The 20,501-nt window shown below is 64.1% G+C and carries 24 protein-coding genes and 2 pseudogenes (1 of these 26 running past the window's edge); 8 read left to right on the forward strand and 18 right to left on the reverse strand.

What is annotated here, in order from left to right; genetic code table 11:
- Positions 1-43 carry the 3' end of a lipopolysaccharide biosynthesis protein gene (locus tag H5J25_RS15740; RefSeq protein WP_202092678.1) on the forward strand. 1,445 nt of this gene lie to the left of the window's left edge, so the window shows 43 of its 1,488 coding nt (coding positions 1,446-1,488); the start codon falls outside the window, past its left edge; its stop codon occupies positions 41-43.
- Between the two features lie 6 nt (positions 44-49).
- Here the strand turns inward: H5J25_RS15740 and H5J25_RS15745 are convergent, their stop codons facing one another.
- Complete coding sequence (locus tag H5J25_RS15745) at positions 50-478, reverse strand: CBS domain-containing protein (protein ID WP_202092680.1); 429 nt, start codon at positions 476-478, stop codon at positions 50-52.
- Positions 479-631: 153 nt separating this feature from the next.
- The gene (locus H5J25_RS15750; RefSeq protein ID WP_202092682.1) at positions 632-1,018 is read right to left on the reverse strand and encodes a winged helix-turn-helix transcriptional regulator; all 387 of its coding nucleotides are present in this window, start codon (positions 1,016-1,018) and stop codon (positions 632-634) included.
- A gap of 89 nt (positions 1,019-1,107) precedes the next feature.
- Between H5J25_RS15750 and H5J25_RS15755 the strand changes: the two genes are divergently transcribed.
- Entirely contained in the window at positions 1,108-1,953 is an 846-nt protein-coding gene (locus tag H5J25_RS15755) for an SDR family oxidoreductase (RefSeq protein WP_202092684.1), read from the forward strand.
- A 105-nt stretch (positions 1,954-2,058) separates the two neighbouring features.
- Here the strand turns inward: H5J25_RS15755 and H5J25_RS15760 are convergent, their stop codons facing one another.
- From H5J25_RS15760 to hisS, 4 genes and pseudogenes are all read right to left on the reverse strand, one after another.
- On the reverse strand, positions 2,059-3,114 hold the full coding sequence (locus tag H5J25_RS15760) for a DUF4167 domain-containing protein (RefSeq protein ID WP_202092686.1): 1,056 nt from the start codon (positions 3,112-3,114) through the stop codon (positions 2,059-2,061).
- A gap of 277 nt (positions 3,115-3,391) precedes the next feature.
- Positions 3,392-4,158, reverse strand: a pseudogene (gene prmC / locus H5J25_RS15765) (peptide chain release factor N(5)-glutamine methyltransferase).
- A 145-nt stretch (positions 4,159-4,303) separates the two neighbouring features.
- Positions 4,304-5,377 carry a peptide chain release factor 1 gene (gene prfA / locus H5J25_RS15770; protein WP_202092688.1) on the reverse strand — a complete coding sequence of 358 codons (1,074 nt, stop codon included), beginning with the start codon at positions 5,375-5,377 and terminating at the stop codon, positions 4,304-4,306.
- On the reverse strand, positions 5,374-6,699 hold the full coding sequence (hisS, locus tag H5J25_RS15775) for a histidine--tRNA ligase (RefSeq protein ID WP_225883179.1): 1,326 nt from the start codon (positions 6,697-6,699) through the stop codon (positions 5,374-5,376). The genes prfA and hisS overlap by 4 nt, the downstream gene beginning before the upstream one ends.
- A gap of 141 nt (positions 6,700-6,840) precedes the next feature.
- On the opposite strand from hisS, the gene H5J25_RS15780 reads away from it, so the two are divergent.
- The 3 genes from H5J25_RS15780 to ppa all read left to right on the forward strand — a co-directional run bounded on the left by H5J25_RS15780 (position 6,841) and on the right by ppa (position 10,061).
- Complete coding sequence (locus tag H5J25_RS15780; RefSeq protein ID WP_202092690.1) at positions 6,841-7,476, forward strand: DUF1345 domain-containing protein; 636 nt, start codon at positions 6,841-6,843, stop codon at positions 7,474-7,476.
- Between the two features lie 89 nt (positions 7,477-7,565).
- Positions 7,566-9,473, forward strand: a complete 1,908-nt coding sequence (locus H5J25_RS15785; RefSeq protein ID WP_202092692.1) for a M61 family metallopeptidase — start codon at positions 7,566-7,568, stop codon at positions 9,471-9,473.
- 39 nt (positions 9,474-9,512) lie between these two features.
- Positions 9,513-10,061, forward strand: a complete 549-nt coding sequence (gene ppa / locus H5J25_RS15790) for an inorganic diphosphatase (protein WP_202092694.1) — start codon at positions 9,513-9,515, stop codon at positions 10,059-10,061.
- 61 nt (positions 10,062-10,122) lie between these two features.
- Here ppa and H5J25_RS15795 read toward each other — a convergent pair whose 3' ends face one another.
- The 7 genes from H5J25_RS15795 to ispG all read right to left on the reverse strand — a co-directional run bounded on the left by H5J25_RS15795 (position 10,123) and on the right by ispG (position 13,977).
- Entirely contained in the window at positions 10,123-10,482 is a 360-nt protein-coding gene (locus H5J25_RS15795; RefSeq protein WP_202092696.1) for a TfoX/Sxy family protein, read from the reverse strand.
- A 1-nt stretch (position 10,483) separates the two neighbouring features.
- Positions 10,484-10,804: a DMT family transporter gene (locus H5J25_RS15800; RefSeq protein WP_202092698.1), complete on the reverse strand. Its 321-nt coding sequence runs from the start codon at positions 10,802-10,804 to the stop codon at positions 10,484-10,486.
- On the reverse strand, positions 10,804-11,301 hold the full coding sequence (locus H5J25_RS15805) for a GNAT family N-acetyltransferase (RefSeq protein WP_202092700.1): 498 nt from the start codon (positions 11,299-11,301) through the stop codon (positions 10,804-10,806). The genes H5J25_RS15800 and H5J25_RS15805 overlap by 1 nt, the downstream gene beginning before the upstream one ends.
- A complete protein-coding gene (locus tag H5J25_RS15810) occupies positions 11,298-12,125 on the reverse strand; it encodes a DMT family transporter (RefSeq protein WP_404829545.1) in 828 nt (275 codons plus the stop codon). The genes H5J25_RS15805 and H5J25_RS15810 overlap by 4 nt, the downstream gene beginning before the upstream one ends.
- Positions 12,126-12,193: 68 nt before the next feature.
- Positions 12,194-12,574 carry a type II toxin-antitoxin system VapC family toxin gene (locus H5J25_RS15815; protein WP_404829546.1) on the reverse strand — a complete coding sequence of 127 codons (381 nt, stop codon included), beginning with the start codon at positions 12,572-12,574 and terminating at the stop codon, positions 12,194-12,196.
- Positions 12,571-12,816, reverse strand: coding sequence for an AbrB/MazE/SpoVT family DNA-binding domain-containing protein (locus tag H5J25_RS15820; protein ID WP_202092705.1), 246 nt, complete (start codon positions 12,814-12,816; stop codon positions 12,571-12,573). The genes H5J25_RS15815 and H5J25_RS15820 overlap by 4 nt, the downstream gene beginning before the upstream one ends.
- 36 nt (positions 12,817-12,852) lie before the next feature.
- Complete coding sequence (ispG, locus tag H5J25_RS15825) at positions 12,853-13,977, reverse strand: flavodoxin-dependent (E)-4-hydroxy-3-methylbut-2-enyl-diphosphate synthase (RefSeq protein WP_202092708.1); 1,125 nt, start codon at positions 13,975-13,977, stop codon at positions 12,853-12,855.
- 91 nt (positions 13,978-14,068) lie between these two features.
- Between ispG and H5J25_RS15830 the strand changes: the two genes are divergently transcribed.
- The 3 genes and pseudogenes from H5J25_RS15830 to H5J25_RS15840 all read left to right on the forward strand — a co-directional run bounded on the left by H5J25_RS15830 (position 14,069) and on the right by H5J25_RS15840 (position 17,044).
- Positions 14,069-15,238: an acyltransferase family protein gene (locus H5J25_RS15830; protein WP_202092710.1), complete on the forward strand. Its 1,170-nt coding sequence runs from the start codon at positions 14,069-14,071 to the stop codon at positions 15,236-15,238.
- A 1-nt stretch (position 15,239) separates the two neighbouring features.
- Positions 15,240-16,188 (forward strand): annotated as a pseudogene (locus H5J25_RS15835) (isoaspartyl peptidase/L-asparaginase family protein).
- A 10-nt stretch (positions 16,189-16,198) separates the two neighbouring features.
- Positions 16,199-17,044: a S1/P1 nuclease gene (locus tag H5J25_RS15840; RefSeq protein ID WP_202092712.1), complete on the forward strand. Its 846-nt coding sequence runs from the start codon at positions 16,199-16,201 to the stop codon at positions 17,042-17,044.
- A gap of 2 nt (positions 17,045-17,046) precedes the next feature.
- Here the strand turns inward: H5J25_RS15840 and H5J25_RS15845 are convergent, their stop codons facing one another.
- The 5 genes from H5J25_RS15845 to tolB all read right to left on the reverse strand — a co-directional run bounded on the left by H5J25_RS15845 (position 17,047) and on the right by tolB (position 20,494).
- The gene (locus H5J25_RS15845) at positions 17,047-17,286 is read right to left on the reverse strand and encodes a hypothetical protein (RefSeq protein WP_202092714.1); all 240 of its coding nucleotides are present in this window, start codon (positions 17,284-17,286) and stop codon (positions 17,047-17,049) included.
- Entirely contained in the window at positions 17,276-17,494 is a 219-nt protein-coding gene (locus H5J25_RS15850; RefSeq protein ID WP_202092716.1) for a toxin-antitoxin system HicB family antitoxin, read from the reverse strand. Before H5J25_RS15850 ends, H5J25_RS15845 begins: the two co-directional genes overlap by 11 nt.
- 9 nt (positions 17,495-17,503) lie before the next feature.
- On the reverse strand, positions 17,504-18,403 hold the full coding sequence (locus H5J25_RS15855) for an SPFH domain-containing protein (protein WP_404829547.1): 900 nt from the start codon (positions 18,401-18,403) through the stop codon (positions 17,504-17,506).
- Positions 18,404-18,523: 120 nt separating this feature from the next.
- A complete protein-coding gene (gene pal / locus H5J25_RS15860; protein WP_202092719.1) occupies positions 18,524-19,027 on the reverse strand; it encodes a peptidoglycan-associated lipoprotein Pal in 504 nt (167 codons plus the stop codon).
- 81 nt (positions 19,028-19,108) lie between these two features.
- A complete protein-coding gene (gene tolB, locus H5J25_RS15865; protein WP_225883180.1) occupies positions 19,109-20,494 on the reverse strand; it encodes a Tol-Pal system beta propeller repeat protein TolB in 1,386 nt (461 codons plus the stop codon).
- Positions 20,495-20,501: the final 7 nt, after the last annotated feature.

Below are 20,501 nucleotides of genomic sequence, written 5' to 3' on the forward strand. Positions count from 1 at the left end.
GGAACTTATCGCGGTCGTGCGTAAACAGCCGCTGGAGGACTGAACGCCATCAGGCCTGCTGGATATAGGTGCGCATCGCCTCCGCATCCGCCTCGATCCGGTCGATGCGGTATTTAACCAGATCGCCGATCGACACCAACCCGATTACCTGCCCGTCCTGCACCACCGGCAAGTGGCGGATCCGCCGATGGGTCATCAGCGATAGCGCACCGATGACGGGTTGGTCCGACGAGACCGTGATGGCCGGCGAAGTCATCACGTCGCGTACCGGCTTGTCGAGCGCCACCGGTCCATGTGCGTCGAGTGCGTGGATCACGTCGCGTTCGGAGAATATGCCGACTACGTCGCCGCCCTCCATGACCGGCACCGCGCCGATGCGCTTTTCCGCCAGCAGGGCGACCGTGTCGCGGACGTTGTGATCCGGTGTTACCGATATGATGTCGCGGCCCTTGCCGCCCAGGATCGTCGCGATCGTCATCGTCCATCTCCTTCTGCCATTCCGCCCGGGTGCGCCCCGAGTCATCTGGCATCTGGAGGGTTCACCTTTGCGTGGCAAAGCGCAAGGCGGATGAAGGCAATCTGGGTTGGGTGGAAAGCCCGGCACGCACATCGCGCGCGCGGACCGGTCGGACTATCGGTCGCGCGCGTCCCGTATCGCCGCGATCTCCGGCAAGCTGCGCTCGATCCAGTCCGCCAGCGCCGCGACCTTTTCCGCGGCTTCGCGTCCCAGGGGCGTGAGGCTGTATTCGACATGCGGCGGAACCACCTTGTACGCGACACGATCGACCAGGCCGTCCCCTTCCAGCCATTGCAAAGTCTGCGCGAGCATCCGTTCGCTGATGCCGCCGATCTTGCGGCGTAATTGGCTGAAGCGATGCGTGCCGCCGTCCAGAACGATCAGGACGAGCACGCCCCACTGGCTGGTGACGTGCCTGAAAACCTCGCGCGACGGGCAGGCGGCGGCCATCAGGTCGCCGCGCTCCATACGATCGGCGAGGCTAACGGATTTGAGCGACATGCTTTCCATACTTACCTCGATGTATGTACTTACTTCGGGTAAGCAAGCATCCTAAATCCCGATCCTCCCAGATAGAAGGACGGGCGAACATGACTATTGCCATCACCGGAGCGACCGGCCAGCTCGGCCGACACGTCGTCGCGCAACTTGCGGCCAAAATACCGTCGGATGAGATCGTCGCTTTGGTGCGGTCGCCAGACAAAGCGATCGACCTTTGCGTTTCCGCGCGTGCATTCGACTATTCGCGGCCCGACTTGCTGGCCTCGGCGCTGGAGGGCATCGACACCTTGCTGCTGATATCGTCGAGCGAAGTCGGCAAGCGCATCACGCAGCACGGGAACGTCATCGCCGCCGCCAAGACCGCGGGCGTCGGACGGATCGTCTATACCAGCCTGCTCCATGCCGACACGTCGGCACTCGATCTTGCCGAGGAACATCTGGAGACCGAAGCGGCGCTGAAGGCGTCGGGTGTCCCCTTCACCATCCTTCGCAACGGCTGGTATACCGAGAACTATCTGGGTTCGCTCTCGTCCGCGCTTGAACACAATGCGGTGATCGGCAGCGCCGGCGATGGCAGGATCAGTTCCGCCGCACGCGGGGACTATGCTGCCGCTGCCGTAATCGCGCTGACCCGAGACGATCTGGCTGGGCGCACGATCGAACTGGCCGGCGACGATTCGTATACGCTGACGGATCTCGCCGCTGAAATCTCTCGCCAGAGCGGTAGCGACGTCCGCTACGTCGATATGCCCGAAACCGCCTATGCCCAGGCGCTGGTCGATATCGGCCTGCCCTCACCGCTTGCGCATGCGATCGCGGGGTGGGACGCGGCCGCCGCGAAAGGCGCATTGTTCGACGACGGGCGCCAGCTTTCGGCGCTGATCGGCCGGCCGACGACGCCGCTATCCGACGTCGTCGCTGCTGCACTGAGGTAGGGAGAGCACAGTCGCGGATGATCCACAGACACAGCCCGATCAACGAAAAAGGGGTTCCGGACGGCTGTCCGGAACCCCTTTCCATTGTTTCGATGCCCGATCGCCTCAGCTGGCGTTCGTGACTTCGCTTGCCGGCGGGCGACCGCGACGGCGGCGGGGCTTTTCCTCCGGCTCGTCCAACGCCACGTCGTTTGCCGGCGCGGCTTCGTTCAGCACGGGCGGCGGGGCGGTCACGGCCGAAATATTCAGCGACGGCGGCAGGATCGCAGTGTCGAAAGTGTGCGGCGCTTCGGCCACCGGTTCGCGACGCGGACGACCGCGGCGGCGTGGAGCCTCTTGCGGCTGTTCCTCGGCGACCACCGGCTGCGGCGCGGCGTCCTGCTGGATGGGCGCACGATCCGGCTGCACGGGCGCCCGGTCTTCGGACTGATAGCGATCGTTCCGGTCGTTGCGTTCAGCACGATTGCCGCGGGGTTCGCCGCGTTCGGCACGCGGTTCGGCACGACCTTCGTAACCGCGATTGTCGTTACGATTGCCGCGATCCTCACGAACGTAGCGCTCGCCTTCGTTGCCATAGCTGGCGCCGCTGCCGACGTTTCCGCCGTTCGCATTGGAATTGCTACGACGCGGACGATCATCGTCCTGCTGCCCGCGGTCGGCACGGTTGCCCTGGTCACCGCGGTCGTTCGCCTGGCGATCCTGACGTTCGGGGCGATCCTGACGATCTTGCCGCTCAGCGCGATCCTGCTGGTTGCCGTTATTCTGCGGCCGGTCGCCCTGATAATTCTGGTTGCCGTTCTGCTGACGAACCTGCTCGGCGACGATCGGCGCGCCGTCATCGTCATATTCGGTTTCGTCGTCCTGAAAGGTATTCGCGCCACCCTGTGCCGGTGCGCGGTTTTCTTCGAAGCGCGAGCGCGTTTCGGCCAGCACGCGGAAATAATGATCTGCGAACTGCAGATAATATTCGGTGTTCACCCGGTCGCCGGACATCTGCGCGTCGCGGGCGAGCGCCTTGTACTTTTCGAGCAACTGGGCAGCGTTGCCTCGCGACCGGTTGTCGATCCGATTGCCGTTATCCCGGGCGCCCGAGTTACCCTGCGGGCGCTGTTGCTGCCCGCCACGACCGCGACGGCGGCCGGCCTGACGATTGTTGATCAAGTGTTGTTGTCCCTGATTTTCATTTTGGGTCCGTGGTAACCAATCGTGCTCCGCAACGATGTGGATGTAATGCTCCGGGCCCGTCTTCGCCAAACCCATACGAGATGGATAGGCGGAACCGGCCTGCCACGGTCGCCGGACAACAGCGACTTCATGACTTGGAGATGGGCAACTGCCCGTTTTCAACCGCTTATGATGAAAACGTAGGCCCCTGCGCATTCATTAGCGGTTGGTGCATCAATATCCAAGCGGAAATATGTGTCGGCTGACCGACGTTTCAAGTCGCGACCAGCGCGCGCGAACGCCCGGCGAGATCGCGCGCCAAAGCAACCGAAAAGCCTTGCGACATCAGCAAGTCCGTCACCGGCTGAGACTGGGTATGACCGATTTCGAGGATCGCCGCTCCACCCGGCGCGAGCAGCGGCTTCAGTTGCGGCGCGATCAGGCGATAATCGTCAAGCCCATCCGTCCCGGCGAACAGAGCTCCGTTTGGCTCGAAGGCGCGGACCTCCTCGGGCAGCACCTCGTCATTACCGATATAAGGCGGATTGCACAGAATCAGGTCGAATGGCCCGGCCAGCCCCGCCGCCCAATCGCCGTGAACGAATTGCGCCCGATCCGCCATGCCGAGGTCGGCGGCGTTGCGGCGGGCATAGTCGAGCGCGACGTCCGACACGTCGACACCCGCCCCCGCGCCCCGGGCCATTCCGAAAGCGCCGCCAGCAAAAGGCTGCCCGGACCGGTGCCGAGATCGAGAATCGTGGCGGGCGGACGCTGCCCGAAATGGACGATGGCGGCTTCGATCAACGTCTCGCTGTCGGGACGCGGGATCAGCACGCCGGGGCCGACATGCAGGTCGATCGTCCAGAAGGCGCGCATGCCCGTGATATAAGCGACCGGTTCATGCGCCAGACGGCGGCTGAGCAAATTCGCAAACGCAGGCGGCACGGCGTCGTCGAGATGCCTGAGCAGCAAAGACTCCCGCGTCATGCCGAGCGCGTGGGCCATCAGCAACTCGGCATCGAGCCGCGGCGTTTCGGTCACGGAGGCAAGTTGCGACGCGGCTTCCGAAAGCGCCTTTCTTACTCCCCTCCCGCTCGCGGGAGGGGTCGGGGGAGGGCCTGTCAAGAGCGCGCCCCGCCTGAAGAAAGCCCCTCCCCCCGGCCCCTCACGCACGCGGGAGGGGCCACTAGTCATCCAGGGTCGCCAGCCGCTCCGCCTCGTCCTGCGCGATCAGAGCACCGATCAGGTCGCTCATATCGCCCTCCAAGATTTCCGGCAGGCGATGCAGCGTCAGGTTGATGCGGTGATCGGTCACGCGCCCCTGCGGATAATTGTACGTCCGTATCCGTTCCGACCGGTCGCCGCTGCCGACCATCGACTTGCGCGCGCCCGCCCGCTCCTGATGCAGCCGCTCGCGCTCCGCCTCGTACAGGCGGGTTCGCAACACCTTCAGCGCCTTGGCCTTGTTCTTGTGCTGCGACTTCTCGTCCTGCTGGATGACGGTCATGCCGGTCGGGATGTGCACGATGCGAACCGCGGAGTCGGTCGTGTTGACGGATTGCCCGCCGGGGCCCGAAGACCGGTAGACGTCGATCCGCAGATCCTTGTCGTCGATCTTGACATCGACTTCCTCCGCTTCGGGCAGGACGGCGACGGTCGCGGCGGAGGTGTGGATGCGGCCTTGCGTCTCGGTCGCTGGCACGCGCTGCACGCGGTGAACCCCGGCCTCGAACTTCAGTCGGGCGAAGACGCCCTGCCCCGTCACGCTGGCAACGACTTCCTTGTATCCGCCGGCTTCGGAACTGCTCGCCGAGATGAGTTCGACGCGCCAGCCCTGCGTCTCGGCAAAGCGCTGGTACATGCGCAGGAGGTCGCCGACGAACAGTGCCGCCTCATCCCCGCCGGTGCCGGGACGGATTTCCAGCATCGCCGCACGCTCGTCCGCCGCATCGCGCGGCAACAGCGCCAGTGCCAAAGAGCGTTCGGCCTGCGGCAACGTGTCGCGGATCACGGCGATCTCGTCGCGCGCCATGGTGCGGATCTCGGGATCCGTGTCGGTTTCCATCCCGGCGAGCACCTCCAGTTCGGCGCGCAGCCGCCGCACTTCCCCCGCCGCCCGCGCGACCGGTTCCAGTTCGGCATATTCCTTGGACACTGCGACAAAGCGATCCGACGGCAAGTCGCCGGTCGCCATCAGCGCCTGCAACTCATCCCGCCGCGCCTCGATCTGCGCGATCCGTTCCGGGGAGATTGTGGTCATTCGGGCAGGGTCACGAGGAAATCTTCACCAAAATCAGTCGGCCCAGCCGGTCGCTGAACGGTGCCGACTTTCGTTAGTAAGTCACGGGCCCGATCTTCAGTTTCTTGATAACTTACTTCAGCCGCCCCTCTGCCGCGTTTAACATCCAACGCGATCTGGGATGCATTTGATGCCGGCGTAACGATCAAAACGATCATGGGCAGACGGCTTTGTGCCTTCTCCAATCTTTTATTTATTGATCCAGTGACTACTATATCGACGGACGAACCGGACTTTCTGAGCTTCGAAGCTAAAAGATGCACTATGGGTTCTGAAGTGGAAGCGACACTTGTGACGACGACCTGGGGTCGAAACTGCTGAGGTTCTTCAATAAGCATAGCCAGCCGCTCGACACCCGCAGCCCACCCGACACCCGCCGTCGCCGGCCCGCCAAGGCTCTCGATCAGCCCGTCATACCGCCCGCCCGCCAGCACGGTGCCTTGCGCGCCCAACCGATCCGTGACGAATTCGAACGCCGTGTGCCGGTAATAATCCAGCCCGCGCACCAGCCGGGCGTTGCGCGTCCATGCCACGCCCGCTGCATCCAGTCCGGCCGTCACCGCATCGAAGAACGCGCGAGCCTCCGGCGTCAGGTATGCGTCGATATCCGGCGCGCTGTCCGCGATCGGGCGGTCGCGCGGGTCCTTGGAATCGAGGATCCGCAGCGGGTTCTTCTCCAGCCGCGCCACGCTGTCATCGGATAACTCGCCGCGATGCGCCTCGAAATGCGCGACCAGCGCCGCCCGCCACGCGTCGCGCGTTTCCGCGTCACCCAGCGTATTAAGCTGCAACGTCACGCCGTCCGCAATGCCCAGTTCGTGTAGCAACTGATCCGCCAGAACGAGCAATTCGACGTCGGCCGCCGGTTCCGCCGCGCCGATCACCTCGGCATCGATCTGGTGGAACTGGCGGAAGCGGCCCTTTTGCGGGCGTTCGTAGCGGAAGACCGGGCCATGCGTGGCCAGTTTCAGCGGCGCATATTGCTGCCACCCCTCGGTCAGATACGCACGGGCAATGCCCGCGGTGAATTCCGGACGCAACGTGATCGAGTCCCCACCGCGATCCTCGAAAGTGTACATTTCCTTCGACACAACATCGGTCGTCTCGCCCAGCGACCGCGCGAATACGGCGGTGCTTTCGAACACCGGAATATCGACACGCTGGAAGCAATACAGCTTCCGAACACGATCGAACGTCTCGAGCACATGCGCGAACCGGCGCTGCTCCTCGCCGAAGATGTCCTGCGTTCCACGGATGCGCTTGGGGGTTTCGATACGGGCCATAATGCGCGCGTCTTATGCGAGCCGCGCGCGAAGGGAAAGCGCCCGTGATTCGCGGTTGTTGGTCTTGATGACATCGTCACGGGACGCGCATGACACGGAAGTCACGTGACACGCGTCCGTGGCCGCGCCTAGCCTTGGTTCATGAAGCTCAATCTCGGCCACCGCATCGCCCCGACGCGATTCGTCGTCTTCGTCATCCTGTTCGCGATCGGACTGGCGGCATTGATCCCGATGCTGGGGCGCGGACGCGGAGCGATGGCCTCGTTCGATATAGCCGCCGCAGTTTTCCTGTGCGCGGTCATCCCGTTGCTCGGCAAGCGCCCGAAGGAAATGCGCGCCATCGCGAAATCGAACGACGCCAATCGCGCCTTGCTGCTGGCGGTGACCGGGATCGTCATGGGGATGATCCTGGTCTCGGTCGCGAGCGAGATGATGGGCGGGAAAAGCAGCACGCTAGGCATCGCGCTAATCGTCACGACGCTGGCGCTGGCGTGGCTGTTCTCGAACACGATCTACGCGCTGCATTACGCGCACCTGTTCTACACCGGGAATGACAAGGGGAAGGATAGCGGCGGGATAACGGTGCCCGGCAGCGACGAACCCGATTATTGGGACTTCATCTATTTCAGCTTCACGCTTGGCATGACGTTCCAGACGTCGGACGTCGAGATCGGATCGCGCGAGATACGGCGGGTCGTGATCGGCCAGTGCCTTGCCGCGTTCGTGTTCAATATCGGGGTTTTGGCGTTTACGATCAACGTGCTGGGGGGCGGTTGATCCGTTGATCCGTTTCGGGGGGGGCTGGACGCGGCGCAAGACCCGCGGCTAGACCGGATCATCCTTCCTTCCCGCCGAAAGGCCCGTTCATGATCCGCCTGACCCTTGCCGCGAGCTTGCTCGCCACCGTCGCGACGCCTGTGTTCGCGGAGAATTCCAAGCCGCAGCCGGTACCGTTCGTCGATACGATCCCGCAAGCGCGCGACGTGCCCTATCCCGGCACGATGACGATCGCCGTCGATGCCACCGACGTGATGCGCGGCATCTTCACAGTGAAGCAGACGATCCCGGTCGATGCGGCGGGGCCGATGACGTTGCTGTATCCGAAATGGCTGCCCGGCGCGCACAGCCCACGCGGCGAGATCGAGAAGCTGGCCGGTCTGGTCATCACGGCGAACGGCAAGGCCGTGCCGTGGACGCGCGATCCGGTCGACGTCTTCGCCTTCCATATCGACGTGCCGCGCGGCGCGAAGACGCTGGATATCGACCTGAAGTTCCTGTCCGCGACCAAGGCCGATCAGGGCCGCATCGTGATGACGCCGAACATGCTGAGCCTGCAGTTCAATTCCATGAGCCTGTATCCGGCGGGCTATTTCACGCGGCAGATCCCGGTCAAGGCGACGGTAAAGTATCCGGAGAGCTGGAGCGCGGCATCCGGACTGCCGTCACGGGCGACGGGATCGACCTATTCGTACGAGCGCACGAATTACGAAGTACTGGTCGATTCGCCCGTGCTGGCGGGGCGCTATTATCGCCGCGTGCCGCTGTCGCCGCGGGTGAACCTCAACCTGTTTGCCGACACGCCCGAGGAACTGGCGGCAACCCCCGAACAGGTCGATTTCCACAAGAACCTCGTGACGCAGGCGGTGAAGACGTTCGGTGCGCAGCATTACGATACGTACGAATTCCTTCTGTCGATCACCGATCAGCTGGGCGGGATCGGCCTGGAGCATCATCGCTCGTCCGAAAACGGCGTCACGCCGGGCTATTTCACGAAATGGGCGGACGGCCCGGGCCGCCGTAACCTGTTGCCGCACGAATACACGCACAGCTGGGACGGCAAGTTCCGCCGCGGCGCCGACCTGTGGACGCCCGATTACCGCACGCCGATGCGTGGCTCGCTGCTGTGGGTCTATGAAGGGCAGACGCAATTCTGGGGCTATGTGCTGCAGGCGCGATCCGGCATCGTGTCGAAGCAGGACACGCTCGACATGTACGCGTCGATCCTGGCGAGCCTCGACAATCGCCCGGCGCGCAACTGGCGTCCGCTGGTCGATACGACGAACGATCCGGTCATGTCCTCGCGCAAGCCGAAGGGCTGGGTCAGCTACGAACGCAGCGAGGACTATTACAACGAGGGCCTGCTGGTCTGGATGGAAGTCGATTCGATCCTGCGCAGGCAATCGGGCGGCACGAAGTCGATCGACGATTTCGCGCGTGCGTTCTTCGGCATCAACGACGGTGACTGGGGTCAGGTTACCTATACATTCGACGACGTCGTATCGACGCTAAACGCGGTTCAGCCCTATGACTGGAACGCGATGCTGAAGACCCGACTTACTGAGACCGGTGCTCCCGCGCCGCTCAAGGGCTTCATCGATAACGGTTATCGCCTGATTTACACCGACGAACCGACCAAGGCGTTCAAGACGTCGGAAACCGCCTCGAAACGCACCGATTTGACCTATTCGGTCGGTTTGTCGCTGGACAAAGACGGCGAGATCTTCGGCGTGGGCTGGGACAGCCCGGCGTTCAAGGCGGGTCTCGACGTCGGTACGAAGATCGTCGCGGTCAACGGCACGGCCTATAGCGACACCGCGATCAAGGCAGCGATCACGGCGGCGAAGACCTCGAAAGATCCGATCCAGTTATTGATCAAGACCGGAGAGAAGATCACGCCGGCGGCCATCGACTATCATGGCGGCCTCCGCTATCCGCGCCTCGAAAAGGTCGGCACCGGAGAGGGTGGTCTCGATCGGCTGCTCGCACCCCGCTGACGGGGGCGGGCGGACACAGGGTTTAGAAAGAGGACTATCATGCGCATCGATTTGATTCCGATCGGCGACGATCCCCCCAACAGCCTGAACGTCATTATCGAAGTGCCGGTCGGCGGCGAGCCGGTGAAGTATGAATTCGACAAGGCTAGCGGTGCGCTGTTCGTCGATCGAATCCTGCACACGCCGATGCGCTATCCGGCGAATTACGGCTTCGTTCCCCACACGCTGTCGCCCGACGGCGATCCGCTGGACGCACTGGTCATCGCCCGATCACCGTTCGTGCCCGGCTGCGTCGTTCGCGCGCGCCCGATCGCAGTGCTCAAGCTGGAAGACGAGGCCGGCGGCGACGAGAAGCTGGTCTGCGTCCCCGTCGACACGACCTTCCCTTATTACACCGACATCGGCGAACGCAGTGATTTGCCCTCGATCGTGCTCGCGCAGATCGAGCATTTCTTCAAACACTATAAGGATCTGGAGTCCGAAAAGTGGGTGCGGATCGGCGAGTGGGGCGATGCCGAGGAAGCGAAGCGCATCGTTCTGGAAGCGATCGAAGCCGCCAAGGCAGCCAAGGCCGAGAAGGGCGAGTAATCCGGACCTTCCCGTTCGTGCCCCGCGTCGGGCCCGAACGGGAAGGCTTCCCTTCAGGGCCTCACAACTTTCGCGCCTTGGGTTTCTTCACCGGCGCCCGCGCCCCGGCGGCAAGCGCCAAGGTCGCCCAGCGCCGCATCTCGTCGCCATCGTCATACACGTCGTCCGGCGCCCGGCGGTAGTTCATCGTTCCTACCCGCCCCTCGCCCATTTCGTAGCTGAAGCGCACACATCCCGCCGCGTCCCATTCGGCGTCGCTGACAGCATCGGCCTTGAACCACAAAGCATCCAGCGAGATGATCGCGAAGATCGTGCCGTCGCAATACAATGTGGCACCGCCCATCATCGCCCGGCGCGTGACGGTGCCGAGCGGCTCTATCGCCTCTTCCACCCACGCGACCAGGCCTTCGTCGACCGCCATATCAATGCCCCGCCGTCAGCTTCAGCCCGGCGATGCACAGAACCACGCCCAGGATGAGCAGGATCCGTGGCAGCGTCGCGGGCTCGCCGAACCACAATATGCCGACGATCACCGTACCCAGCGCGCCGATCCCGCCCCAGACGGCATAGGCCGTGCCCATCGGGATCGATCGCGATGCGACCTCCAGCAATCCCATCGAGCAGCCGACGGAGGCGAGGAAGCCCAGCGTCCAGCCGACGTTCCGGAAGCCATCGACATAGCGCAGACATGTCGTGAAGCCGATTTCGAACAGCCCGCCGACCACCAACAGTATCCAGGCCATCAGTCGTGCCCGGCGGGATCGCGTCCCGCCAGCCGCAGCAGTGCGTCGCCGGACATGCGCTGTGCGGTCCACTCGTCCATCGGCTCCGCGCCTACCTTCCGGTAGAATTCGATCGCGCGCTCGTTCCAGTCGAGCACCCACCATTCGAATCGCGCGCATCCCCGGTCGACCGCGATTCCCGCGAGATGCGACAGCAACGCCCGCCCGGCACCCGATCCACGCGCTGCCGGCGTGACGTACAGATCGTCGAGCCAGATTCCGCGAACCCCGGTCCAGGTGGAGAAGTTATGGTAGAAGACGGCCATCCCGACGACATCGCCGTCCAGTTCCGCGATGATCGCCTCCGCGGCCGGATGTGCGCCGAACAACGCCGTGTGCATCGTCGCTTCCGTGGAGGTGACCTGCTCCGGCGCCTTCTCGAACGTCGCGAGTTCGCGCACGAACCCCATGATCGTGCCGACATCGTCAGGCGTGGCGGGTCTTATGATAATGCTCATGCGGCAGCCTCTGTTTGCGGGGCGGGAGCGGCGGGGCCGCGAATGGCGAACAGGCATCCGCCGATGATCAGGATCGCGCCTGCCACCGTCCACGCGGTGACGTATTCGCCGAATACGACGTAGCCCAGAATGGCGGACCAAAGGAACGCGGTATATTCGACTGGTGCCAGCACTTGCGCCTCGGCATGGCGGTAGGCCCAGGCGAGCAGCACCGCCGATACCGATCCCAGCACGGCGGACCCGAAGATGCCGGGAAGCAGCGCGATGCCGGGAATTGCCGAAAACCACGGCGCGCCCAGCATCAGCAACGCCGCCAGGACGATGCTGGTGAACAGGGCCACCTCCAGCGGATCGGCGATCTGCGCCTGCCGCCGCAGCAGGATCAGGCTGCCGGCGTACAGGATCGACGCGACGACGATCGCGACCGATCCCAGGACGGTTTCGGTGGAGGCCTGTGCCTGCCACTGCCCCGCCGCAATCGCCAGCACGCCAAGGCTGGCGATGATCGACCCGCCGATCGCGGCCCGGCGGATCGTCTCGCCCAGCATAGCCGCCGCGAGGAACAGGGCGATCAGCGGGGCCAGGAAGGTCAGTGCAACCCCCTGCGCGATCGGTACACGCACCAGCCCCCAGAAGAATAACAGCACCGATGCCCCCGCCACGATCCCGCGGGATGCGTGCAGGATGATCGCCTCACGTCCGGGCCAAGGCCGTCGTCTCGCCAGAAAGATCGGCAGCATCAAGACGACGCCCGCCACGGATCGCCACAGCACCGCGCTGTAAGCGCCATGCGCGATCGACATGCCCTTCATTACCGCGTCCATCACCGAATAACTGGCGATACCGATGGACGCGACGGCAAAGGCGGTCGCCGATGTTGGGGAGTGGCGGGTCAACGGATCAAGCGGATGTCGAGATCGATGTCGAGTTCCCCCAACCGACGATCGGCGGTGTAAGCGCTCCGTCCCCGCGCCAAGCCCAGATTCAAAAAAGCCCGATCGCCAAGCGACGCTCCGACCGATTTCGTCCGGCTGCGCAGATCGGCAACTGCCGCCGCTTGCGTAAGGTCGAAACTCACGACTTCTATTTCGAACTGGTGCAACAGCGCGGTCACGGCGCTGGCAGGAAAGCCCTTATCGACGACGCGCTGAAAACACTCCGCAGCGTTCAGCGAAGATATCGCGCTGCCCCGCATCACACTGATGACGACATCGCTTCCCGGCTCGTCGAGCAGGACGGCCAATACCGCCGATGCGTCGAGAACAACGCTCAATTTTCGCCCCAGTCCGCCCGCTTTTCCTGGAGGAAGGTATCGACCGTATAATCGTCGCCGGCCATCGCGCGAAATTTGCGCTGCCCCTCTTTGATGACTTGAGCATAGGTTTTCACGATCAAGCCGCCACATTCATCGCGATCGATAACCAGCGAGTCACCGTCCTTTATGCCGAGTTCGCGACGCAGTTCCGCCGGCAACACGATCTTTCCGCCCGAGATCACCTTCGCGTGATAGGTCATGACAGTTTCTCCAAGACCTAAAGCATAGCATAGGACCTATTCGGCGGCTACGGCCTGCGCTTCGTCGTGTGCCTCGATCTCTGCGGCCTTGGCCTCGACCAGCTGGACGATATGTTCGAGCATGTCGTCGCTCGACACCGTGTGATCCGTGACGCCGGACAGATAGACCATATGCTTGCCGTTTCCGCCGCCGGTCAGGCCGATGTCCGTTTCGCGCGCCTCGCCCGGCCCGTTGACGACGCAGCCGAGCACGGAGAGCGACATCGGCGTGCGGATATGCTGAAGCCGTTCCTCCAGCGCCTGCACGGTGCGGATCACGTCGAAGCCCTGCCGCGCGCAGCTTGGGCAGGACACGACTCGGACACCGCGGTTGCGAATGCCCAGCGCCTTCAGGATCTCGAACCCGACACGCACTTCCTCCTCCGGTTCGGCCGAGAGCGAGACGCGGATCGTATCGCCGATGCCGTACCACAGCAGGCTGCCCATCCCGATCGCCGACTTGACCGTACCGCCGACGAATCCGCCCGCTTCGGTGATGCCGAGATGCAGCGGGCAATCGACCACTTCGGCCAGTTGCTGATAGGCGGCGACCGCGAGGAACAGGTCGCTCGCTTTCACCGCGACCTTGAATTCGTGAAAGTCGTGGTCCTGCAACAGCTTGATATGATCCAGCGCGCTTTCGACCAGCGCATCCGGGCACGGCTCGCCATATTTTTCGAGCAGGTCCTTTTCGAGGCTACCGCCATTCACGCCGATGCGGATCGCGCAGCCGTTCGCCTTGGCGGCGTTGACGACTTCCTTCACGCGCGCCGACGATCCGATATTCCCCGGATTGATGCGCAGGCAGGCCGCACCGGCATCCGCCGCCTCCAGCGCGCGCTTATAGTGGAAATGGATATCCGCGACGATCGGGACCCGGCTGGCTCGAACGATCTGCCGCAACGCCGCCGTGCTTTCCACATCCGGGCAGGACACCCGGATGATATCGACGCCGGCATCCTCGCACCGGCGAATCTGCGCGATCGTGGCTTTCACGTCGTCGGTCGGCGTATTCGTCATCGTCTGCACGGTGACGGGCGCGTCGCCGCCGACGGGGACGTTGCCGACCATGATCTGGCGACTCTGACGACGCGTGATGTCACGCCAAGGACGAATGGACATGGGCCGCCCTATACCGCCGCGCGACGCCCGCGGCAACGGCGCGTGCCATCGCGCTGGTCATGCCCGGACGATCCTCTAAAGGGTTCGAATCATGGCACGGCATTATGGATTGGACTGGCTTCGGATCGGCGCGTTCGCGCTGCTGATCCTGTACCATGTCGCCCTGGTCTACGTCCCCTGGCCGTTCCATGTGAAGACCGCGGCGCCGGTCGACTGGATCGCGATCCCGATGATGGCGATCAACGCCTGGCGCCTGATCCTGCTGTTCGTCGTTTCCGGATATGCCAGCCGTGCCTTGATCGCCAAGCGACCGGATGTGAGTGCGTTCGTCCGCTCGCGCAGTGCGCGACTGCTCATCCCTTTGGCGTTCGGAATGATCGTCGTCACGCCGATACAGCCCTGGGTCGAACTGTCCACGCAGCACGGCTATCTGGGCGATTTCTGGACGTTCTACGCCCACGATTACTTCAGTTTCTCGGCCATCGCGGGATTGCCGCTGCCGACGTGGCAACATCTGTGGTTCGTCGCGTATCTATGGCTTTACACGATGATGATCGCGGTCGCCGCCTACGCCTTGCGCGGACGTAGCGTGCAGCGCCTGTTCGATATGCTGTTCGGCGGCATCTGGCTGTGGGTCTGGCCGACGCTCTGGTTCGTGTTGGTGTCGGCCTGGCTGTTCCCCGGCGGGCGCGAAACGCATGCCTTGTTCGGCGACTGGGTCGCGCATGCCAGCTATCTGCCGCCATTCCTGTTCGGTTTCGCCTTCGCGGGATCGAAGCGGGGTTTTGCCGGCGTCGCGCGGCTATGGCCGTGGGCGGCGGCGGCGGCGCTGCTGTCCTACGCGGCGGTCGTGGCGATCGAACTCGCCTGGCCGGTCGACGTCATCCCGCCATATCCGTTCGGCCTGATCTTCTCCGCCGCACGCGGTGTGCAGGGATGGAGCGCGATCATCGCCCTGATCGGGATCGCCGATCGTTACTGGAACCGCGACGCCCCGTGGCGCGCGACGCTGACCGAGGCGGTATTCCCATTCTACATCATCCACCAGACGATCATCGTCGGCATGGAGTGGCTGCTGCTTCCCTTGAACCTGCCCGCCGGGCTGGAATTCGCCGTGCTGGTCGCTACGACGATCGCCGGATGCTGGGGATTCTACCTGATCGGCCGCCGGATCGGATGGATGCGGCCGCTGATCGGCCTGCGTGCGAAAGGGCCGGTGCATCCGCCGCACGGCCTGACTTTAGCTACCGAGGAGCGTTGATATGGCGGATCGCTGGACCCTGCTGGTACATGGTGGTGCCGGGATGATGACGCGGCAGCGGCTCACGCCGGAACAGGATGCGGGTTCTCGCGCGGGACTGAATGCCGCGCTGGATGCGGGGGGGCGATCCTGGCGGCGGGCGGCGATGCTCTGGATGCCGTCGCGGCGGCCGTGCGCGTGCTGGAGGACGATCCGCATTTCAACGCCGGGCGCGGTGCGGCGCTCAACTGGGACGGGGCGGCCGAGCTGGATGCCGCGATCATGGACGGGCGCGACCGGCGGGCGGGTGCGGTGGCCGGCGCGACGACGGCGCGTAGTCCGGTCGATCTTGCCCGCGCGATCATGGACGAGGGTACGCACGTTCTCCTGTCCGGCGCTGGCGCGGATGCGTTTTCGCAGGAACAGGGCCTCGAACAGGCCGGGCCGGACTGGTTCGTCCTGCCCGAACGGGCCGCGCAACTGGACGAGTTGAAGGCGCGCGGCGGGACGTTCGATGTCGAGATGAAATATGGCACCGTCGGTGCGGTCGCCTGCGACACGCACGGCCATGTCGCGGCGGCGACGTCGACCGGGGGCGTGACGGGCAAGCGCTGGGGCAGGATCGGGGATTCGCCGCTGATCGGTGCGGGCACCTATGCCGACGACCGCTCTGGCGCGATCTCCGCCACCGGATCGGGGAATTCTTCATCCGCGCAGGCGTGGCGCATGAAATCTGCGCCCGCGCGCGTCTGACGCGGGAGTCGCTACAGGCGGCGGCGGACGCGGTTATGGCGGACGTCCGGGCCCTGGGTGGCAGCGGCGGCGTGATCGTCACCGGGCCCGAAGGCGACGCGGTGTGGAGTTTCACGACGCTCGGCATGAACCGCGGTCGCGTAACGTCGTCCGGAGACCGCATCGTCGCGATCTACGGCGACGAAGAATCATCGACCGACCCCGCGTCGGAACTCTAAGGCCTTGTCCATGAAACGCTTCCTCACCGCGCTGCTCACCCTGGTCGCGATCGGACTTGCCACGCCAGCCTCCGCCTATTGGGAGTTCGGGCATGAAACCGTCGCGCAGATCGCCTATCGCAACATAAAGCCGGATACCCGGCACGCGGTGGACGCGCTGCTGGCCAAGTCGAAGCTGCTCGAAACGGAAGCCTGTCCCGCGCGGACGATCGAGCAGGCATCCGTCTGGGCGGATTGCATCAAGACGCTGGGTCCGCGGTTCAGCTACGCCTATAATTGGCACTATCAGAACGTGAACATCTGCAAGCCGTTCGACCTGAAAAGCGCGTGCAAGGACGGCAATTGCGTTTCCGCGCAGATCGAACGCGACGTGAAGCTGTTGAAGGACAAGACGGTCCCGGTGCGCGAGCGCGTGCAGGCGCTGGCCTTCCTGATCCATTTCGTCGGCGATCTGCACCAGCCGCTTCATGCGGGCGATCGCGGCGACCTGGGTGGGAATCAGGTGATCGCGGCGTATGGCGACTATGCGCCGCCAAAGCTCAATCTTCATTCGGTCTGGGACGGCTATCTCGCCGAACGCGCCATCACGACGCCGCCGTCACCCGTAAGGGTCTATTCGGCCGCCGAGAAAGCGGAAATGCAGGCCGGCAGCGTCGAGGACTGGAGCCGCGAAAGCTATCAGGTCGCGCATGACGTGGCCTATGCCAGCGCACTGGGTGGCGATGCCTGCGCTCCCGTTCCGCCGCGCGCGATGATCGATCAGGCGACGATCGCCAGGATCGTTCCGGCAGCTAGATTGGAGGTCGAACGCGGGGGGTTACGCCTCGCGCGGTTGCTGGACGAGGCGCTTGGCTGACGTCAGCGGCGCCACCGCCATCCACCGCGCGTGTGCCGCATCGCGATGACGGCAAGCACGATCGTGCTGACCACGACGACCGTGTAATAGGGCACCGGATGCCGCGGCATCAGCGCGGCGGACACGCCAACGATCAGCGCGATATACGCCGCAATCAGCGCCCAACCCTGCCATGCGACCGGCAATCCGGCGCCGTAACCGACACGTTTCTGTTCGAACCAGATACCGTCTTCACTGCTCATCGTCGGTCTCCTTCGGTCTCGCGGGGCGCCCGCGCTTCGGGGTATCGCTCTGCGCGACCTTGATGCCCCGTTTCGCCAGCGCCTCGCGCATCAGGCATTCCATCTCGGCATTCACGCTGCGCAGATCGGCCGTCGCCGCGCGCTCGACGGCTGCGTATAAAGCGGGGTCGAGACGCAGCGGAAACGCCTTCTTCGGGGGTGCGCTCATGCCACCGTCCTATTGATATAGCGTCCCCGTATTGACGACCGGCTGCGCATCGCGATCGCCGCACAATACGACCATCAAATTGGACACCATCGCCGCACGGCGCTCGTCATCCAGCTCGACCACGCCCTTTGCCGACAACTGGTCCAGCGCCAGTTCGACCATGCCGACCGCGCCCTCGACCAGGGTCGTCCGTGCCGCGACGACCGCCTGTGCCTGTTGCCGCCGCAGCATCGCGCCGGCGATTTCCTGCGCATAGGCCAGGTGGGTGAAGCCACATTCGTCGACCGTCAGGCCTGCCGTCACCAGCCGCTCGATCAGTTCCTGCCGCAGTTCCACGCCGACCTGATCATGATTGCCACGCAGCGTGATCTCCTGATGCTCGTAATCGTCATAGGGATAGCGCGCGCCGATCGTGCGCACCGCCGCCTCGATCTGGACGATGACGAACGCCTTGTAATCGTCGATGTCGAACAGCGCCTGTGCGGTATCGGTGACGCGCCAGACGACTTGCGCCGCAATCTCGATCGGGTTGCCGCGCAGGTCGTTCACCTTGAGCCGTTCGGAGATCATATTGTTTGCGCGCAGCGATACCTTGCGACGGCCGAGCCACGGCAGCAGCCAGCGCAGCCCTTCATGCCGATCCGTGCCCTTATACGCCCCGAACAGGGTGATGGCGGTCGCCTGATTGGGTTGCTGCATGTAGAAGCCGCAGGAGACGAACAGGAAAACGATCGCGCTGACGACGATGATCGCGCCCCCCGCGACCGCGTTCAGATCGACCAGCGCGCCACCCGCCGCGCCCGCGACGATACAGCCAAGCAGAACCAGCAACATCAGATAGCCGCTGGACGTATGCGCCGGTCGTTCCGCCGATCGGATGATCGCCCGGTCCCCAGTCAATGTGTTCATCGTCATGCCCTCTGTTAATGTGATATCACATTTATATCAGACCTCCGTGAGTCGCAAGCCGAAACGAAAAAGGCGGCCCGTGATGCACGGACCGCCTTTCGCTGCGTATGAAACCGGGAATCAGTTCACGGCGATCGTCACCGCGCGGCGGTTCTGCGCCCAGCTCGCCTCGTCCGAACCGAGCGCGACGGGGCGCTCCTTGCCGTAGCTGATGGTCGAGATGCGCGCCGGGTTGACGCCCCGCGCCGCAAGATAGTTCTTGGCGGCGTTGGCGCGACGGTCGCCCAGCGCTAGATTGTATTCGCGCGTGCCGCGTTCGTCGGCATGGCCTTCCAGCGTGATCGCAACGTTCGGATACCGCGACAGCCATTGCGACTGGCTGTCCAGGATTTCACGCGCGCGCGGATCGATATCGTATTGATCCAGGCCGAAGTTGATCGTGTTGCTCGTCACCGATCGTTCGAAGTCGGCGCGCGAGCCGGGGATCACGTTGTCGGTCGTCGTCGTCGAGCCGCTAACGGTTTCGCCGGGGGCGGGTGGTAGCACGGCAGGCCGCTTCTTGGTGCACGCGGCGGTCGCGAGCAGTGCGCTCGTTACCATCAACGTCGTGGTCAGTTTTGCCATCGGGCATCTCCTTCGCTTTTTGCACTTGCGGGATATCGCGGCCCCGGAAAAGAGCCACGGCGGTAGAAAAGGCACAGCGGATCAGGGACGTAACGGCCCCCAACCGGGATCGGATCCATCCAGCTGCGTCGGAATCTTGCGTTGGTTGACCCCCGTCAAATCGACCGACCACAAATCGGCGCGGCCACCGCCGCCCTGTCCCTGACGGTAGAAACTGAGCACGCGGCCATTGGGCGACCAGCTGGGTCCCTCGTCCTGCCAATCGTCGGTCAGCAGTTTCTCGCCGCCACCGCTCGGACTCATGATACCGATCCGGAAGTTACCCTGGATCTTGGTGAAGGCGATCAGGTCGCCACGCGGGCTCCAGGTCGGCGTGGCATAGCGCCCGCCGCCGAACGAAATACGCTGCTGCCCGCTGCCGTCGGCGTTCATCGTATAGATCTGCTGCCCGCCGGACCGGTCGCTTTCGAAGACGATCCGGCGTCCGTCGGGCGAATAGCTGCCGCCGGTATCGATACCGGGGCTGTCCGTCAGCCGTTGCGGCGATCCACCAGACATCGGCACGCGGTAGAGATCGGTATTCCCGGCGACTGCCATCGAGAACAGGACCCATTTCCCATCCGGCGAAACACGCGGCGCGAAGGTCAGGTTCGGATTGTTGACCAGCAGGCGCTGCCGCCCCGATCCGATATCATAGACATAGATGGCCGGCCGTTCGTTCAGATAGCTCATATAGACGATCGACTGCTGGTTCGGCGCGAAGCGCGGCGTCAGCACGATCGACTGACCGTTGGTCAGAAACCGGTGATTGGCACCGTCCTGATCCATGATCGCGAGCCGCTTGATGCGTTTGCCCTTCGGACCCGTCTCCGACACGTAGACCATGCGGCTGTCGAAATACGGGCCCTCACCCGTCAGCTTGGCATAGACCATGTCGGCGCATTTATGTCCGGCGCGACGCCAGTCGGATGGCTGAACGACGAAGCCCTGCCGAGCCAGTTCGGCACGGGAGAAGACGTCGTAAAGATAGCAGCCGACGGTCAGCGTGCCGTCACCATTGCCGCGGACGAAGCCCTGCACCAGCGCCGACACCCTGGCATTCGCCCAATAATCGAACACGGGCGCGGTCACTTCGCCGAATTCGACCGCCTTCATCGCCTGCGCGCCGGCCGGATTGAACAGGCCGGAATTCCTGAGGTCGTTGGTCACGATCTGTGACAATTGCCGCCCCAGCTCGTCGGTTCGCCCGGCGGCGGTATCGGTGACGACAGCGGCCGGCATCGGCGGGATCGCGATGCCCAATGGCGCGGAGATGCCGCCGACGACATCGACCACCAGTTCGTCGGATTGCGCGCCGGCCGCAGGCGGTGTCTGCGGCTGTGGTGCGGGCGCGGCAGGCGTTTGCGCAACGGCGGGACCTGCGAGGCACAGCGCGACGGCGAGGGCCGAATATCGAAAATGGAGCATCTTGGTC

This window comes from Sphingomonas aliaeris (assembly GCF_016743815.1).
Lineage (GTDB): Bacteria > Pseudomonadota > Alphaproteobacteria > Sphingomonadales > Sphingomonadaceae > Sphingomonas > Sphingomonas aliaeris.

Excerpts from the sequence above, each read along its gene's own strand:
- H5J25_RS15845 (WP_202092714.1), bottom strand. The coding sequence starts at position 17,286 with ATGAGCAGTGAAGACGGTATCTGGTTCGAACAGAAACGTGTCGGTTAC.
- H5J25_RS15810 (WP_404829545.1), bottom strand. The coding sequence starts at position 12,125 with ATGGACGCGGTAATGAAGGGCATGTCGATCGCGCATGGCGCTTACAGC.
- H5J25_RS15820 (WP_202092705.1), bottom strand. The coding sequence starts at position 12,816 with ATGACCTATCACGCGAAGGTGATCTCGGGCGGAAAGATCGTGTTGCCG.
- H5J25_RS15745 (WP_202092680.1), bottom strand. The coding sequence starts at position 478 with ATGACGATCGCGACGATCCTGGGCGGCAAGGGCCGCGACATCATATCG.
- H5J25_RS15855 (WP_404829547.1), bottom strand. The coding sequence starts at position 18,403 with ATGAACACATTGACTGGGGACCGGGCGATCATCCGATCGGCGGAACGA.
- prfA (WP_202092688.1), bottom strand. The coding sequence starts at position 5,377 with ATGACCACAATCTCCCCGGAACGGATCGCGCAGATCGAGGCGCGGCGG.
- H5J25_RS15800 (WP_202092698.1), bottom strand. The coding sequence starts at position 10,804 with ATGGCCTGGATACTGTTGGTGGTCGGCGGGCTGTTCGAAATCGGCTTC.
- H5J25_RS15750 (WP_202092682.1), bottom strand. The coding sequence starts at position 1,018 with ATGTCGCTCAAATCCGTTAGCCTCGCCGATCGTATGGAGCGCGGCGAC.
- tolB (WP_225883180.1), bottom strand. The coding sequence starts at position 20,494 with ATGCTCCATTTTCGATATTCGGCCCTCGCCGTCGCGCTGTGCCTCGCA.
- H5J25_RS15850 (WP_202092716.1), bottom strand. The coding sequence starts at position 17,494 with ATGAGCGCACCCCCGAAGAAGGCGTTTCCGCTGCGTCTCGACCCCGCT.
- H5J25_RS15805 (WP_202092700.1), bottom strand. The coding sequence starts at position 11,301 with ATGAGCATTATCATAAGACCCGCCACGCCTGACGATGTCGGCACGATC.
- hisS (WP_225883179.1), bottom strand. The coding sequence starts at position 6,699 with ATGGCCCGTATCGAAACCCCCAAGCGCATCCGTGGAACGCAGGACATC.
- ppa (WP_202092694.1), top strand. The coding sequence starts at position 9,513 with ATGCGCATCGATTTGATTCCGATCGGCGACGATCCCCCCAACAGCCTG.
- H5J25_RS15795 (WP_202092696.1), bottom strand. The coding sequence starts at position 10,482 with ATGGCGGTCGACGAAGGCCTGGTCGCGTGGGTGGAAGAGGCGATAGAG.
- H5J25_RS15840 (WP_202092712.1), top strand. The coding sequence starts at position 16,199 with ATGAAACGCTTCCTCACCGCGCTGCTCACCCTGGTCGCGATCGGACTT.
- H5J25_RS15785 (WP_202092692.1), top strand. The coding sequence starts at position 7,566 with ATGATCCGCCTGACCCTTGCCGCGAGCTTGCTCGCCACCGTCGCGACG.
- H5J25_RS15780 (WP_202092690.1), top strand. The coding sequence starts at position 6,841 with ATGAAGCTCAATCTCGGCCACCGCATCGCCCCGACGCGATTCGTCGTC.
- H5J25_RS15830 (WP_202092710.1), top strand. The coding sequence starts at position 14,069 with ATGGCACGGCATTATGGATTGGACTGGCTTCGGATCGGCGCGTTCGCG.
- H5J25_RS15755 (WP_202092684.1), top strand. The coding sequence starts at position 1,108 with ATGACTATTGCCATCACCGGAGCGACCGGCCAGCTCGGCCGACACGTC.
- pal (WP_202092719.1), bottom strand. The coding sequence starts at position 19,027 with ATGGCAAAACTGACCACGACGTTGATGGTAACGAGCGCACTGCTCGCG.
- ispG (WP_202092708.1), bottom strand. The coding sequence starts at position 13,977 with ATGTCCATTCGTCCTTGGCGTGACATCACGCGTCGTCAGAGTCGCCAG.